General features: G+C 25.8%; 15 protein-coding genes. All 15 read right to left on the reverse strand.

Annotated features, from left to right (window positions below; all coding sequences use genetic code 11):
• Window positions 1-511 (reverse strand): class I SAM-dependent methyltransferase (locus tag QX51_RS02930; protein ID WP_039678420.1); only part of this gene is annotated, 511 nt, incomplete at its 3' end.
• A 125-nt stretch (window positions 512-636) separates the two neighbouring features.
• Window positions 637-1,797, reverse strand: coding sequence for an RNA polymerase sigma factor RpoD (gene rpoD / locus QX51_RS02935; RefSeq protein WP_039678421.1), 1,161 nt, complete (start codon window positions 1,795-1,797; stop codon window positions 637-639).
• 21 nt (window positions 1,798-1,818) lie between these two features.
• The gene (dnaG, locus tag QX51_RS02940; protein WP_039678422.1) at window positions 1,819-3,636 is read right to left on the reverse strand and encodes a DNA primase; all 1,818 of its coding nucleotides are present in this window, start codon (window positions 3,634-3,636) and stop codon (window positions 1,819-1,821) included.
• A gap of 118 nt (window positions 3,637-3,754) precedes the next feature.
• Entirely contained in the window at window positions 3,755-4,366 is a 612-nt protein-coding gene (locus tag QX51_RS02945; RefSeq protein ID WP_039678423.1) for a phage integrase SAM-like domain-containing protein, read from the reverse strand.
• Between the two features lie 30 nt (window positions 4,367-4,396).
• The gene (locus QX51_RS02950; RefSeq protein ID WP_152607203.1) at window positions 4,397-6,082 is read right to left on the reverse strand and encodes a multicopper oxidase family protein; all 1,686 of its coding nucleotides are present in this window, start codon (window positions 6,080-6,082) and stop codon (window positions 4,397-4,399) included.
• 489 nt (window positions 6,083-6,571) lie between these two features.
• Window positions 6,572-6,895 carry a hypothetical protein gene (locus QX51_RS02955; RefSeq protein ID WP_052232850.1) on the reverse strand — a complete coding sequence of 108 codons (324 nt, stop codon included), beginning with the start codon at window positions 6,893-6,895 and terminating at the stop codon, window positions 6,572-6,574.
• Window positions 6,896-6,939: 44 nt separating this feature from the next.
• Window positions 6,940-7,638 (reverse strand): polysaccharide deacetylase family protein, encoded by a 699-nt coding sequence (locus QX51_RS02960; RefSeq protein ID WP_039678425.1) that lies wholly within the window; start codon window positions 7,636-7,638, stop codon window positions 6,940-6,942.
• A gap of 24 nt (window positions 7,639-7,662) precedes the next feature.
• Window positions 7,663-8,661 carry a CAP domain-containing protein gene (locus QX51_RS02965; RefSeq protein WP_039678426.1) on the reverse strand — a complete coding sequence of 333 codons (999 nt, stop codon included), beginning with the start codon at window positions 8,659-8,661 and terminating at the stop codon, window positions 7,663-7,665.
• A 96-nt stretch (window positions 8,662-8,757) separates the two neighbouring features.
• Window positions 8,758-9,561, reverse strand: coding sequence for an MORN repeat-containing protein (locus tag QX51_RS02970; RefSeq protein WP_039678427.1), 804 nt, complete (start codon window positions 9,559-9,561; stop codon window positions 8,758-8,760).
• A gap of 198 nt (window positions 9,562-9,759) precedes the next feature.
• Complete coding sequence (locus QX51_RS02975; RefSeq protein WP_039678428.1) at window positions 9,760-10,626, reverse strand: YitT family protein; 867 nt, start codon at window positions 10,624-10,626, stop codon at window positions 9,760-9,762.
• A gap of 130 nt (window positions 10,627-10,756) precedes the next feature.
• Window positions 10,757-11,710 carry a WG repeat-containing protein gene (locus QX51_RS02980; RefSeq protein ID WP_039678429.1) on the reverse strand — a complete coding sequence of 318 codons (954 nt, stop codon included), beginning with the start codon at window positions 11,708-11,710 and terminating at the stop codon, window positions 10,757-10,759.
• A gap of 203 nt (window positions 11,711-11,913) precedes the next feature.
• On the reverse strand, window positions 11,914-13,344 hold the full coding sequence (locus tag QX51_RS02985; RefSeq protein WP_039678430.1) for a tetratricopeptide repeat protein: 1,431 nt from the start codon (window positions 13,342-13,344) through the stop codon (window positions 11,914-11,916).
• 192 nt (window positions 13,345-13,536) lie between these two features.
• Window positions 13,537-15,021 (reverse strand): VanW family protein, encoded by a 1,485-nt coding sequence (locus tag QX51_RS02990; RefSeq protein WP_039678431.1) that lies wholly within the window; start codon window positions 15,019-15,021, stop codon window positions 13,537-13,539.
• A 29-nt stretch (window positions 15,022-15,050) separates the two neighbouring features.
• Window positions 15,051-16,436, reverse strand: coding sequence for a hypothetical protein (locus tag QX51_RS02995; RefSeq protein WP_039678432.1), 1,386 nt, complete (start codon window positions 16,434-16,436; stop codon window positions 15,051-15,053).
• A gap of 138 nt (window positions 16,437-16,574) precedes the next feature.
• Complete coding sequence (locus tag QX51_RS03000) at window positions 16,575-17,336, reverse strand: protein phosphatase 2C domain-containing protein (RefSeq protein WP_039678433.1); 762 nt, start codon at window positions 17,334-17,336, stop codon at window positions 16,575-16,577.
• Window positions 17,337-17,402: the final 66 nt, after the last annotated feature.

A 17,402-nucleotide genomic window follows, 5' to 3' on the forward strand; every position in this document is an offset into this window, starting at 1 on the left:
CATAATATATATTATCCTCAAGATGTGTATTTTTTCCAGTATATTTTGCTACTATTATTTCATAAATCCTAAAATCTTCTTTTTCTAGGCATTCATCTAAAATTTCATATCCATTATTTAATAAGTATTGTCTAAGTTCCTCCTGTGCTTGCATAGGTTGAAGAATTAATTTATCCACACTATGTGCCACTTCTTTATTGGCCTCAAGTAATTCACCTATTAAGATTCCTCCCATCCCAGCAATTATGACTTCATCTACCTCACCTTTTTTTAGTACTTCTATTCCTGAACCAAGTCTTAAATCTACTTTATCTTCCAATTTATTTCTTTTAACTTCACTCCTTGCATTTTCTAGAGGACCTTTATTTATGTCAGCTAAGATTGCAAAATTTATTTTTCCTTCATTTAAAAGATATACTGGAATATATCCATGATCCGTTCCTATATCAGCTAATCTTTTGTTTTCACTTACAAGGGATGCTATTTTTAATAATCTATTAGTTAATTTCAATTTACTTTTTCCTTTCGCTTTACTTTTTGTATATTGTCTTATTATATGTATTAACATATTTTTATAATTTTATTTCTATATAATTAAAAATTCGCCAAAGCTGGCGAATTTTTAATTTATCTATATTAATCTAAATAGTCTCTAAGTTTTTTCGATCTACTTGGATGTCTTAATTTTCTTAAAGCCTTAGCTTCTATCTGTCTAATTCTTTCACGAGTAACATCAAACTCTTTACCAACTTCTTCAAGAGTTCTAGCTCTTCCATCTTCAAGACCAAATCTTAATTTTAAGACTTTTTGTTCTCTTTCATTTAATGAACCAAGAACCTCTTCTATTTGATCCTTTAATAAAGAATATGCTGCAGCTTCTGCTGGAGCTAGAGCATCTTCATCTGGTATGAAATCTCCTAAGTGAGAATCTTCCTCTTCACCTATTGGGGTTTCTAAAGATACTGGATCTTGAGCTATTTTCATTATTTCTCTTACTTTTTCTTCTGACATTTCCATTTCTTTAGCTATTTCTTCTGGCTTAGGATCTCTTCCTAATTCTTGTAATAATTGTCTTGAAACTCTTATTAATTTATTGATTGTTTCTACCATATGAACTGGTATTCTTATAGTTCTTGCTTGGTCTGCTATGGCACGAGTAATTGCTTGTCTAATCCACCATGTTGCATAAGTCGAGAATTTAAATCCTCTAACATAGTCAAATTTTTCAACAGCTTTTATTAGCCCAAGATTTCCTTCTTGTATTAGGTCCAAGAATAACATTCCTCTACCAACATATCTTTTAGCTATACTTACAACTAGTCTTAAGTTAGCTTCAACTAATCTTTGTTTAGCTATTTCGTCTCCCTCTAACATTCTTTTTGCTAGTTCAACTTCTTCATGAGGTTTAAGTAAAGGAATTTTACCTATTTCCTTTAAATACATCCTTACTGGATCATCTATACTTATACCCTTTGGAAGAGATAAATCTAACTTATCCATTTCGATGTCTTCTTCTTTTTTTATTTTTTCATCAACATCGTCATCTATATTTTCCATATCCAAAGTTAAATCATCATCATCTGCAGAAAAATCAATTGCAACTTTTTCTGATTTGCTTTCCAATATTTCAATTCCTAAATTTCCTAAAGTTTCATAAAGATTTTCAACTTTATCCTTGTCTAGTTCTGTATTTGAAAAGGCTCCCATTATTTCATCTAATGTAAGAGATCCTTGTTTTTTACCTTTTTCAATAAGACTTCTTGCTGCTACTCTATTAGCTTCTCTATTATTCGCCACACTCAAACCTCCTTTCGTGTATTATAGACTCTTTAAACTCTTTTGTATATCTACTATTTTTAAAGTTATCTTCATAATTTCTAACTCTACCTCTTTCACGCTGTCTTTATCTATGCTATTGTCATTTAAGCTTAATTCCAAACTTTTTTGTTTATGAAGTAATTCCTCAATTTCTTTGTGAAGTTTATTTCTTTTCACATTTTTAATTATTTCATCAACATTTTTAGAATTATAGGTATTTATACTATTTAGTGATATATTATCCAAATCCTTCAAATATTCTTCAGATATGTTTAAACTTTTGATTTTGTCAATAGTTATTTTGTCCAATTCTTTATTTTTAATTATTAGATTAAAAATTTCTTTACTGTCATTAATTAAGAAATCATTCTCACTAATTTTTAACAATGCAATAAGACGAAGTTCTTTATTTTCCATTAATAGCTTAATAAAGGTTTCTTCTACGAATTTTTCACCGTTTTCGATATTTTTAATCTTTTCTATTGGTTTTTGTTCAGTTTTTTCAAATTTTTTATAATTTTTTTTGCTATTATTAAATTTCTTACCAAAAACTTCTTCTTTCATTGCTTCTAAACTAATATTATATTCTTTACTTACATACTTAATATAATAGTCTTTCTCCACAGGAGATGATAAGCTCTTAATTATCAATGCTGCTTCTTTTGCAAATTTTATTAAATGTTCATCCTTATTAAAATCAAATCTTCTTTTTAAGATATTGATTTGAAATACAATATGAGAAACTGAATTTTCTATAGCTTTTGAGAAGCCTTCTTTTTTATATTTTTTGATAAAATCATCTGGATCTTTACAATCTTTTAAATTCAAGACTTTAACATTTATATTTTGTCCTCTTAATATTTCTATTGCTCTAAGAGTTGCTTTAACTCCTGCATCATCAGAATCATAAGATATTACTGCAGTAGATGCATATCTTTTAATTAATTTGCCTTGTTCGTTTGTTAAGGCCGTTCCCAAAGTCGCTACTACATTCTCAATTCCATGTTCATATAAAGATATTAAATCCATATATCCTTCTACTAATATTAAGGTCTCATTGATTATACTTTTTTTTGCATAATTTAATCCATACAAGTTAAATCTTTTATTAAAAAGTAAAGAATCAGGTGAGTTAAGATATTTAGGTAATGAATTATCAAGTACTCTTCCACCAAATCCTATAACATTTCCCCTATAATCAAATATTGGAAACATCACTCTATTTCTAAATCTGTCGTAATATTTATTATCATTTTCTTTATGCGTAACTAGCCCACTTTTAACTAAATCTTTTTTTTCATAACCTATTGATAATAAGTAATCCATCAGACTGTTCCAAGAATTTAGAGAATATCCTAGTCCAAATTTTTTTATTATTTTATCACTTAGACCTCTTCCTCTTAGATAATCATACCCTGCATTTTTAGAATTAATCAAATTGGCGAAGTAAAATCTGGCGGCTTTTAAATGAATATCTTGCATCAGCTTGATACTTTCCATTTTTGCCTTATCTGCTTCACTTAAATTTGCCTTAAATTCTATTCCATTTTTTTCTGCTAGTAATTTTACAGCTTCTATAAAATCCAAATTTTCTATTTTCATAACAAAATTAATTACATCTCCACCTTCACCACAACCAAAACATTTGTAAATTTGTTTTTTCTGATTTACATGAAATGAACCTGTTTTTTCATTATGAAATGGACACAGACCACTATAATTACTACCTGAATTTTTTAAGTTTATGTACTGAGATATCACATTTACAATATCACATCTGTTTTTAACTTCATCTATTAAATCTCTCATATTATTCATATTATCACCCTCTGGTGTATTATTCGTAACATTACTATTTTACATTAAAATTTTCATTTGTCAAATACTATTATACATAATTCGACTTTTTTTGTTAATACCCTTTTATTTTTTATTATTATTTATAAAATACATAATTCCCAAATTCATCTATGTTATTTAATAGCTCTCCTTCTTCATTAATAAATATATGTTTTGAACTAGAATCTATTTTCTTATTTACAATACACTTTATTGCTTTCATATTTGGTTTTAAATAATTTTTAAAATCTTTATATAATTCATCATCAATATAACAAACATATACATTTTTAAACTTTTCAAATTTTTTTAATATATACTTATAATTTCTATACTCAAATGCTGTAAGTATAATATTTTCATCATATGATAGACACTTTGGTATATCCATAAGACCTGTAGTTACTATATTCACCTCTATTCCCTTTTTCACAGAAAAGTTTACTATTTTATCTAAGTCTTCGTAAAAAAAAGGGTCTCCACCTGTAAAATATATATTTTTTATACCTGAGCTAAATAAGGAGTCTATTATTCCTATCCATCTACTACAAATCAATTCTTTTTCTATATTATTACAAGGGGTACATAAACATAAAGATTTTAAATATTTTCCACAATTTGTGCATCCTCCGCTGCAGGTATTATTTAACTTGATATGAGCTATTAAAGTATTTTTGTCATTTAAACCATTATTTAAATATAAATACATATAACCTCCTCTTTAATCCCTGTTTATATTTTATTCTTCTGAAAATATAATTTGCGGTCTAACTAAATAGTTATCCTTTTGCTCTAAAATCTGAGAATTTATAATGTATTCTGGACCATTACTTGTATTAAATGAAAAATAATTTTCACCAACATTAACTTCTTCCATAATATAAGTTGGAGCATATCTGATAATTATCCTCGTGATAAATGACGGAGGACAATATAATGTGTCTTTAAATCCCTCCTCATACAATTCTGGCAATATCACAGCTCCTTCATATATCTCATCTCTACAACTTAATTCTTTATTTTCATCATACATTTTTTTACATTTTAATTTATTAATTTTTTGTCTTTCTAATATTTGAAAGTTAGTCAAATGTATGTGTATACATATATCATCATCACATAGATTAATAAATTCCCATATGAATGTGGATCCTACCTTTGTGATTATATTAGGTGGATTTAGATATGTTTCATTATTTATAAAATACCCATCTCTATAATCACCTTTTTCTCTTTTCAAAAGTATTGTTGATTTTTTTTTAGTATTAATTTTCATAGGAGGATATTTTGTAAGTATTTTAGGTAAATTATATTCAATTTTTTGCCTAATACTTATAACATTAAATTCCATAATATCTTTGCATTCATCTGAAGAAAATAAATTTTTCATTATAATCTTATTATTTTCATTGTATCTAGAAAAATCTATAAGTAAATCAATTCTCTCTCCTGGGTATAATGAAAAATATGATAGTTCTTGTGGTTTATCAATATATCCACCATCACTACCTATTTGTATCATTTTACTATTATCAGATAAAGCAATCTTATATGGTCTACTATTTGATCCATTAAGTATATTAAATCTATATAATTGATTTTTAACATTTAAACTTGGCCATACTTTCCCATTAACTAAAATAATATCTCCAAAAAATTTTTCTTTCCAATATGGATGATTTGAATCAACATTTTCATTATCATAAAAAAGAGATCCATCTTCGTAAAATGATTTATCTTGTATTATTAAAGGTATATGATACTCATCCTTAGGCAAATTATATTTTTCATCTTTTATAAAATATAATCCACACAACCCTGAATAAACAGAATATCTGGACACCCCTGGACTTTGGTCATAGTACCAAAGCATAGCACCTCTTTGCTCATTTGTATATTTATAATAGTTAGTAGAATAAACTGGACCCTTAATCCCTGTAGCTGTATACCACGCTCTTGGATTTCCATCATAAATTGGAGGTGTAGATATTCCATGAACATGCATTATTAAAGTAGGAGGCCACTGTCCTTCTTTAGAATCATTATCTAAATTGTTATTATATACTATATTATTAGGATTGGCCCAAACAAGAGTCTTGTCAATTTTAAACATATATTCTCCTAATATTTTATTATTCCATTGTATATTTGTATCAATATTTCTATCCACTTCAAATGTAGGTCCTGGCGAATGTTTTACATATTTAATCTTTTTATTCTTTTCATCTTTACAAAATCCTGCAAATCCCCAAACCTTTGTTTTATTAAAACCTTCTGGTAACATTTGTTGATAAAATTCACAGGCATCTATGCTATAGTGATGATTCATTTTATCTTCTTTTTTAAAAAAAGATGGAGCAAAAATAGGCAATTTTTCTAATTCATTTTGAAACTTCGGAATAAAAGATGGATTTAATTTTTTCATAAATATATCAACTCTCACCTACCCTCTTTATGTTATAACCTAAAAGAATTATTATAATTAAATATATGTTTCATATTTTTTTTAATTCCTAGTATGATATAAGAAAAACTCTCATGAAAGTAATTCTTTACCATTATCTGCATTTACAACATTTATTTTTTTAGAACAATTGTGATTGCAAGTTTTTTCTACACAACAAACTTTAACCTTAATTTTTTCTATTGTCTAAGCAACAACGCTCTCTTTCGTAACAACAATTATGCTTACAATCACATATAAATTCAAAACAATGTCCACATTCACATTTAAAAACAGATTTGCAACATCCATTGCATTTTTTCTCTTTTCAGCAACATTTATGCTTTTCCTTACTCATATATTTCACCTCTCACTAAGGATTATTTTTTATCTTATCCTTAGTCAGTTTAAAAAAATTTGTTCTACTGTGCAATATAAATAATTTTATTTGTATTTAAAGTCAAAAAGGAGCTAAATGCTCCTTTTTAATATTTTTACTGTATTTTTATGATAATTTGATACATTAGATTTTTCTTTTCTATATTTTATTAATTCATTAATTTTTGAAATATAACCAGTATCTTCGCTTAATCTAATAAGACTTGTAAGGTAGTATGAATCTGTAGTTCTTGGCACTTTTCTTCTTATAACTAAGTCAATGGCAGTTTTAGCACTTTCAAAGCACCTAAGATGAGTATGACCATCTTTAAATACTTTTTTAGTGTTATAAGCAATATAGTCATTTTTTACTTGGAAAATGATAAACTCTTTTTTTTCATACACTTTATTATACATTTAACCAAATCCTTTTAGTTATTGTGATACTATCTCATTAAATTTTATTTATTAATTAATTCTGATACTGTAACAAATTTATATCCTTTTTTTATCATTTCAGGTATTATTGTATCCAATGCTTTAACAGTATTTTCTGTTCCATAATCATGAAGCAAAATTATATCTCCATTTTTAGCTTTGTTTATTATGGTATCAGAAATTTGTGATGGAGGTGGATTCTTCCAATCTTTAGCATCTATTGTAGTCCAAAGTATTATTTTATATCCACTTTCTTTTGCAATTTCTCCCAACTTCTCTTCACTATAACTTCCGTAGGGAGGTCTAAATAAGGTTGGTCTTTTTCCTGTTAATTTTAATAAGGTATCTTCACATTCTTTTATTTCTCTTTTTATGTCATCACTACTTAAGTTACTAATATCAGGATGAGAAAAAGTATGGTTTCCTATTTCATGTCCTTCTTTAGATGCTCTTATTAATGGTTTACTATACCAATTAGCATGCTTTCCTACTACAAAGAAAGTACCTTTAATATTATATTTATCCAACACATCTAATATTTGGTGTGTTTCTTTTGGATGTGGTCCATCATCAAAGGTTAGTGCTATTATTTTTTCTTCTCGTGAACCATTTTTAAAAAATATGTCGGTATTTCCAACTAATGAAGATATCTCTTGGCTATTAGAAATTATAATAAACAAGGTTATCATAAATAATAAAATGCTTTTAACTTTAGATGTCATTATAATCTTACTTCCTTTCTTGTGTTAACCAAAAAAGTTTTCCGTGTAGTAAGTTTTATATTTTCCTCCAAATACAACTCCCACACCGATATATTTATAATTCCCTAAAATATTTTTTCTATGTCCTTGTGAGTTCACCCATCCATTATGAACAAATATAGAATTTGTCTGACCAGCTGCAATATTTTCTCCTGCACTTAAATAATCAATTCCTTCATTTTCCATTCTATCAAAAGGTGTTTGATTGTTTAAATTTTTATGATCAAAAAAATCATTGTCTTTCATATCTTCACTATGTTTTCTAGCACATATGGTTGCTTTTTCATTATAATCTAACTCTTTTAACTTATATTTGTACCTTGTGCTATTTGTTAAATCTATTATTTGGTACATAAAACTTTTTTCTATGTCTTTATCTTTTGGTGCATATATACTTTTAACTTCATCTTCACAATTTTTTTCAATTATTTGATAAGCCCAAATTTTATTTTTATCAAACTTGTCATAAAACACTGTAATGTACTTTTTATTCTTATATATGATGTCATATTCATCATTAGAAGATATTTCATATTTTATATTTCCCTTATTTTTATACTTTAGTATTTTATAGTTATCTTTTATGTACTTCAAATCTTTATTAATACATATTCCTTCACTTTCACAAGAATCAATATTATTGGTAAATAAAGCTACCACTTTATTATTTTTTATTCCTACCATAACAAACTTTTCTTTATAAGCATTGTATACATACCAGTTAAAATTATATTCACTTTTATCTATTCTATTTGGTTTATTTATCCTTTTAATCACAGATGCTTTTGAATCACCTATCTTTATTTTTTTAAAGTTATCAATTGTTTTTATATCCATTTCTTTATTATACTCATTTTCAATACTTACTATTGAATCATTTTTCGAAAAATTTTCTTGTATTATATTTACAATATCTACAAAATAGCCTGTATTATAAAAAAACACTATAGATAATACTAAAAATATAGATATTAATTTTTTCAAAATATCACCCTTTCAAATCAAAGCAAAGACATAAAATGAATTTATAAATATTTAGAAATTTACTTTGGTCAAAAAAAGCTTTATCTTCAGATAAAGCTATAATTTAACACAAAATAATTCGTCTAAACTCCTTCCAAAAACAGAAGGTTTATCAAATTTCCATGTTCCTTCATATATTAATTCTCCATTTAAGTAAAAAGTACCATTTCCATGCTTTTTACCATGCATGAACTCTCCCTCATATTTTTTTCCTTCTCTCCAAATATAAGTTCCAAATCCATGTATTAAATTATTTTTCCACTGACCTTCATAAATAAGGTTTCCACTCTGATCAAAACATTGACCTTCTCCATCCATCTTTCCTTCTTTAAACTCTCCGTTATACCTTACGTTGTCGTTCCAGGTAAATATACCTAATCCATGCTTTTTACCTTCTTTCCATTCACCTATATACTCATCTCCATTAGAATAGCTCATTTGACCTATTCCGTCCATTAAGTCCTCCTTAAAATTACCTAAATAAATATTTCCATTTTCAAGCTTACATTCTCCAATACCTTCTCGTAAATTATTTTTAAATTCACCCATATACTCCATGATAACTTTACTATCATTATACATTATATAATAGCCCCTACCATGTAATTCATTTTTCTCTATTTTACCTATATATTTATCTCCATTTGAAAAATAATAAATCTTATCTTTATTACATGTAAACTCATCTTCTTCATTTAATTCTTCTTTTTCAACCAAAAGCATTTCTTCTTCAGTTGCTACAACTTGCTTCTTTTCTGCTTTTCTTTTCATATTTTCAACTGCTTTAATTGTTTTTTTATAATTATTAATTTCCTTTAAATATTCTTTATATATGTTAACAAAATCTTTTGATATACTCATATTCATCCCCCATTTTCTCTATGGCTTTTCTTATATATTATTATAAAGTAAGAGAAATTTTTTTTCCATACTTACTTATCTATGTAATTATTTATATAGGTATTTATTAACTCTTTTGCAAATTATAATATAAACTATATATACAATTTGTATTTTTATTTAAAATTAATAAAAGCCAGAACATAGTCTGGCTTTACTTTATAAAAACTTTTCTTTGAATCCTTTACCTTTAACTTCATTTATATCATTAACTGAAATAAATGCTCTTTCATCATATTTTAATGCAATTTCTTTTATTTTTGGAATTTCTCTAGATAAAACTACACAATAAATAATTTTTTTCTTTTCTTGAGTATATCCACCTTCTGCATTTAAGAAAGTTACACCTCTAACTAGAGTCTCCATAATTTCATTTGCTATAGGTTGTGAGTTATTAGAAAATACCATAACTGCTTTTTCATCATTTAGCGCATCCTTTATATAACTCATAACTTGTGCATTAATAAACATGGCAATTAATGTATATAGTGCTAAATTCAATCCAAACAATAAAGAACTAACAGAAACAATTGCTAAATTTATTCCAAAGCTAGTATTCTTCATTTCAATATTTAATTTATTCTTTAAGATTGCACCTATTATATCAGTTCCTCCAAGAGATGATTTAGTTCTGAATACTAATCCATTACCAACCCCACATAAAATTCCTCCATATACACTTTGAAGTAGTATATCATCAACAGGTATAATGCTACCTATTTCTTGTGTTATACCTATAATTACAGAAAAAAGTATCATATTAATTAAACTTGTAATTAAAAAATCTTTATCCAAAAATATAAATCCCAAAATAAAGATAGGTATATTAATAAAAAATGTAATAAATCCAACATTTATATTAGATAAATAGTTAATTGCCGTTGATACACCAGCTACTCCTCCACTTAATAAATGCGCCTGTCTTAAAAAACCATTTACCCCAATGGACATAATTGTAATACCCACTATTATAATTGAGTACCTTACATAAATATTGTCTTGCTCCATTGTATTAACCTTACTCATAAAGTTCCCTCCAAATAAATTAAACAAATTGTTATAAACATCATTCTTATTGTTTACATTATTATATTAACATACTTCATTTGTTTTTGCATGATTCATTTCATTTATTTTTAAAAGAGAATTTTCACATTCATCTAAGAGAACCACTAATAATTAAATTTCCGTGCTTATCAATATAGTTATTTTTATTTTCATTAACTTGAGCATATCCTTCTAGAAAATCCGATGCGGATTTAAATACAGGTTTAATTACCATTTCACCCTCTTTATTTATAAATCCCCAATACCCTTGGGAGAAATATCCTTTTTTTACATTTACTCTAGCTAATCCCTCATAAAAGCTACATGCATAATCAAATTTTGCATCAATAACTAGTTTTCCCGATTTATCTATATAACCCCATTTATTATTAATACATACAGGCGCTAAATCTTCTTTAAAACTTTTTGCTTTATCATATAAATAATCAATTACTAGTTTCCCATTCTTGTCTATATACCCCCACTTATTATCTTTTCTAACACTAGCTAAATTTTGCGAAAAATCAGAACCCATAATAAAATCTCCATCTATTATTATTTTTCCATTTTTATCAATATAACTATATCTATTTTTAAATTCTACCAAGGCTCTTTCATTGTAAAAGCTATTTACATAAGAGTATATAGGATCTATGGTCATTATTCCTTTTTTATTTATAAAGCCCCACTTTTTATTCAATCTCACTCCACAAAGCTCTTCATTAAAGTTTAAAGCAGCTCTATACATAGGCTTTATTTCAACTTCTAAATTGGTATTAAAAAATCCATATTTACCATCTATTCTAATTTTTGATAACCCCTCACAAAACTGATTTGCGCTTTCAAGCTGTAAAAAAAAATTTGAATTCCCCTTATTATCTATATATCCAAATACCCACTTTGTATTATTCCTTATTTTTTTTATATAAGTAATAATACAGTATCCTTCTTTAAATCTACTAGAGACATAGTTATATTTAGGCTTAATAGCTATATTATAGTTCCTGTCAATAAACCCATATTTACCATCTCTTAGTATTGGCAAAATCAACTCCTGACTCATCTTATCTCTCCTAAAAAATAATAATCTTTCTATATCTTATTATTCATTCAACTTACATATACTAAAAATTCACTTTGCTTAAATCGCTGTATGATATAAATTTAATTCTAAATAACTTAGCTATCCAAAACTCTCTTATTCCATTAAAAATAAAAAAAGATATAAATTGAAAATAAATTTTCAACTTATATCTTTTTTATTAATTATTTTTTTAAAATATTTTTTACTTTTTCTGTTATTAAATAACTACTATCTGGATCTTCATATCTTAGTGAGTAGAAACAATCTTTTGATTTTTGTAATTGATTGTCTTCATAATATAATATTCCCATTCTATAATAAGAATCATCAAAGTATTCATAAGATTTATTAAATGTATTAACATATCTTTGGTAATAAGATATAGCTTCCTTATCTTTGTTTAGTTTCTCATAACATAAACCTGATTGATAGATTGATGATGATTTAAAACTTGATTTTTTACTATTTTCAATTGATAACTTAAAGTATTTTAAAGCATTTTCATAATCTCCAGCATTTTTATAAGATACACCTTTCATAAATAAGGCTTCTTCTCCTTGCTTTATTAACTTGGCATCTTCCGCTTTTTGTTTTGCATCATCCAATTCATTAGTTGTTTTATCTAAAGCTTCTTCCTTTTTAGATATTTCATTTTCTTTCTTTTCTAGCTCTTCATTTTTAGCACTTAACTGATTTTCTTTTTTAGAAATAGCTTCTTGTTTTTTATTTAATTCTTCATTAAGCTTATCTAATTTAGTTTTACTATATATTGCTGTTGCACCAATAACTACTATTAAAAGTCCAACTATAACATAAGCTATATTTTTCTTTTTGCTAAGTATATTTTTATGCTCTTTTAACTTTTCAATTTGTTTATTTTCTTTTTTTGCTACTACTACAGAAAACTCTTCTTCATTTATATGATCGTGATTTTTATCAAATAGATGATTATCAGCATCTACAAATCTAAGTCTATCTAATAATTCTTCTTTTTCCTCAGTTTTACCCATTTTTTCATATAATAATATTAAAATTACATATGGTTCAATAAGTTCAGGATCTTCTAATATCAATGAATCAAATATCTCCATAGACTCTTCATTCATCTCTTCATTAATAAATCTAATAGAGTGATTATATCTTTCTAAGAATACTTTAAACTCCCTTGAAGATAATTTATCTACATATTTTCTTGATAATTCATTATTCCCATAGCATTGAGCTGTATAAAAACTTTCGAAGGCTTTTGCAAAATCACACTTTAGTAACTTTAAAAGACCTCTCAAATTTAAAATATCTTCATCCTTTGGATTAATTTGTAATGCCTCATCTACTAGCCTGATTGCCGTTGTTATATAACTCTTTTGTGCTAATTCCAATGCATTATTATATTTATTATAAGACTCTAATTTTATTTCCTTTGGTAACACATTAGTATGCGTTTTTAACTCCTGCTGTAAATTAAGTATTGTTTCATCTTTATAATTAGATGTAACATAAGATTGCTTTAATGCCTTTAAAGTTTCATTATTTTCATCTTCATCTATTTCAAAGAAAGTATAGTCACTATTTTTTTCTTCTATTAAATCTATATCTAATATTTTTCTAGGCATATTTTCTATGTCTATTCTAATTTGTTCTCCTAAAATTTTAATCTCCTCCCTTGCATTTCATATAATCTAAGATATCACATTTGTTATATTAAGTCAAAAAATTATATATCTACACATATTTTGTATAATTTTATATTTTAACATATTAATTTTTTTCATACAAAAAGACCTAGGTTACCCTAGGTCTTTAATCTACTCTTTTTCTATAGGTTTATCATCTTCACTTGGAGTATCGTCTCCACTTACAGTATCATCATTGTTATTGTTGTTATTATTTTCTTCATTATTGCCTTCGTCCTTATTAGAGTCATTAGTTGAAGAATCAGCTTCTTCTTTTTTAGGAGGTTTTTCTTCTTTTTTTGTTCCTATTGCTAAAACTTGTTGTTTAGATGGATAAAAAGAAATTGATACCTTTTCTGTTTTTACTTCTTTTCCATTTTCATCATAATATTTTCTATAAGTTGATACAGTATAAGAATCCCTTCCTCGCTCTAATATTTTTTCTTTTCCTTTGTCTAACGTTGGGTCCTTTTCTTTTTTGATCGGAGCCTTAGTTACTTTGTCTATACTTGTACTAATTTCTATATTTTGTTTATCTTTATTATTTCCATAAACTTGACATGTAATTACTCCATTGTTGTAGTAATTTTGAATATATACAGGCTGGTTATAGTTATTCTTAAATACAAAATCTAATCCACTATCAGATACCACAGCATCTCTACCCTTATCAACGTAACTTGATGGTATAGAATGATTAGATACTTTTACTATATCAAGCCCTGCATATAGAACTGCATTATATAAAGTAGTAGATACTTGACAAACTCCACCACCTACTCCTTGTACAGCTTCTCCACTTACAATTACCGTTGCATTTTTGTATCCATTTTTAACTGTTCTCATACCTGTATGCTCGTTATAAGAAAACTCTTCCCCTGGCATCAATAGCACACCACTTGTTCTCTCAGTTGCTATTTTAATATTCTCAACTCTTCCAGGACTAATATCAGCTAAAACTGTTTTATAGCTTCCAATTAAAGTATTTATATCTTGTAAATCTTCTTTTTTAACTTCAGGTTCAACCTTTGTCACAACTAAACTATCTTCAAATATCCCTTCTTGTAAAGATTTTTTTAAGTTAGTTAATGTATTATTAATATCAACTTGTAAACCAGCTTTATCTTTAGTAACTTCAATATTATTTCCTACTACATTTAATTTGGCATTTTCCATATTTACATTTACTTCTTTTGATATTTTCTCAAGCTCTGAGATTACTTTTTCTTCATCACAATCAATAGATATATTTATATAGTTTTTGATTCCGAAAGTAGATTTTAATGTATCTACTATATTAGAAAAAATATTTTTACTTCTATTCACATTATAAGCATTTTCTACTGTTTTATCTATATCATAACTTGTTTTTATATCACTTGGGTTAATATTCCATTTTTTATCATCATACATAAATGTTATTGTGTCAATTTTAAATTCATTTAATATTTTCTTTTTTGCTTCTTCTTTGCTTAAACCTCCTATATTAACATCTTTAATATAAGTATTTTTAGCTATCTTATTGTTATTAATTTGTGTATAACCAAATCCTAAAGTCAAAATTAATATACCACTTAATATAATAATGGCCAAATTTATTCCTTTTAATTTTTGCATTATGTGTCTCCTTACTGAGTTACTTATGTTTAAAGTTGTTGAATTTTATCTTTTGTTAAATTATAAGTAGTTTTATCATAAATATTAACTAAGTATATTTCCTTTGGTTTAAACCATCCTGTCTTAACTATAAAATAGTAATATATATTACCATTTTTATTTATCATGCCTTTTAAATCATCATTGCTATATTTTTCTTGCTTCTCTTCATCTAAGAGTTCTATGCTATTATATTTTTTCTCATTTTCTTCTAATTTATCTTCTAATATTGATTTGGCATAATCTTTATTTATAGAAAAAATTATTTCTCCACTATTTTCGTCTATCTTAAAGTATGCATCGCTGTAGATACAATTATAATCTTTTTTATCTGATTTATATGAGTAAAGTTCTTTAGTTGCAGTATCTATTAATACTTCATTTATTACCTTATCATTTTTTGTTACTTCACCATAGTAATATCTTTTTCCATTTACAGTTTGTAAGTACGATATTACAGACAAATCATTCTTATTCTCATCACTTCTTCTTGCTATTAAACTTATAATATCATTACTTGTCATAGTATAATTAGAAACATATTTATTATACTTATCTTCTAAATCATCTATTTCATCCTCGTCATAATATGGACTTAAATAGCTCAAATATTTCAACGCATCTTCATATTTTCCTTCATCTGCCAAACTTTTAGCTTGATTAATATAATAATCATACATTACCTTTATACATTCTTCCTTCGCACTTGATGCCAATGAGTAATACTTTTCATCCTCTTTAAGTACTTTATCATATAAATCTATGGCTTCATGGTATTTTTTTATAGACTGATTTTTAGTTCCTTCTTTATATATTTGTCTTGATTCATAAAGAGTTTTTATGTGTTGTTTGTATTCATCTAGTCCTTCATTAATGCCTTTCAAAGAAGATGTTATTTGTAAAAAAGAATATGCTGATTCATAAGTAATATTTTCTTCTTTATACATTTCATCTACTCTTTTTCCTAAATCAATCAAATTTGTTGTTTCAATACTTACAGTATTAAGTGCATTTACTATATTTACAAGTCCCATGTACTGTTCCTTTGTTATTTGACCATTAATATACATATCTCCATTATTTATAAGTAATGAGGATAGCTTTTTAGATACTTTTTTATTAAATCTACTCATTTTAGAATCTGAAAATTCTTTTTCTATATCATCATAATAATTTTCAGCCATAGTGTATTGTCTCTCTTCTATATACGTAACTAAGGTATTAACTTCATTATTTATATTAAAGCTATCACTACTAAAATAAAGAACTATAATTAAAAGTAATAGAGCCAATGCCGAGAACGAAAGCTTTACTATATTTCCTCTATTATCATATATCAAGTTAACAATTTTATCATAAAGTGCCTTAAAATTCATTATTTTTTCCTTTCTTTTATTAATATTTCCATAAACAAACTTTTATTAATTATAACATAAATGTATTTTTTTTTCATTTTTTCATTTGTATTACTAAAATATTAACATATATCAACAATATATTTAACTTAATAATTACTACAAAATATTTACAAAAATTATACTTATATCATCTAAGCTCCCGTTCTCACTTAAACTGCTTAAATATTTATCATAATCCTTTTCTAACTTCATTTTAGAAAATATATTTTTATTGTACTTTATCAATGTATTATTTATTTCCTTAACCATACTTTTATATGAAACAAAACTGTTTTCAAATCCATCAGAATAAATTATTACATTGCTTATATTTTTTTCATAATCTATAATATTAAAAATCATTTTATCATAAGCTTTTTCCTCTGCTAAACAATCGACTATATTTTTTTTATAAGAAGGCAAAGCTTTTTTCATATTATTATCTTCCGTAATTAAAATATCTCCGTCACCAAGCTTTATGAAGAGAATATAATCATCCTTAATCATAACTATTAATAAAGTAGTACCATATTTAAAATAATTATATTTAAATACCATTGGTAAACTCTTTTTCATATCTTGTTCTACTAAATCTCTCCAATGATTACAAATTTCAACTTGTAAACTTTTATCATCTAATAAACATTTCATTTTATTTTTATCTTCATTTTCATATTTTTTTAAAACTTCAATTGCCGACTCACAAGCAAACTTTGATCCCTTATGACTATTTATAAAAAAATCGCCACTGTGACCATCGGCTATAGCACAAATTATTCCATTTTTTATATTTTCAAATTTTAAATAATCTTGTGATGTTTTATCTTTAATTTCATTTTTATAACCTACTACACTTCTACTAAAAACTGAAAATTTCATTTTAACCTCCTATTAGCAATTTATTCTTATAAAATAATATGTTTAAAATATAAAAAAACCGCAAAT

The organism is Terrisporobacter othiniensis (genome assembly GCF_000808015.1).
GTDB lineage: Bacteria > Bacillota > Clostridia > Peptostreptococcales > Peptostreptococcaceae > Terrisporobacter > Terrisporobacter muris.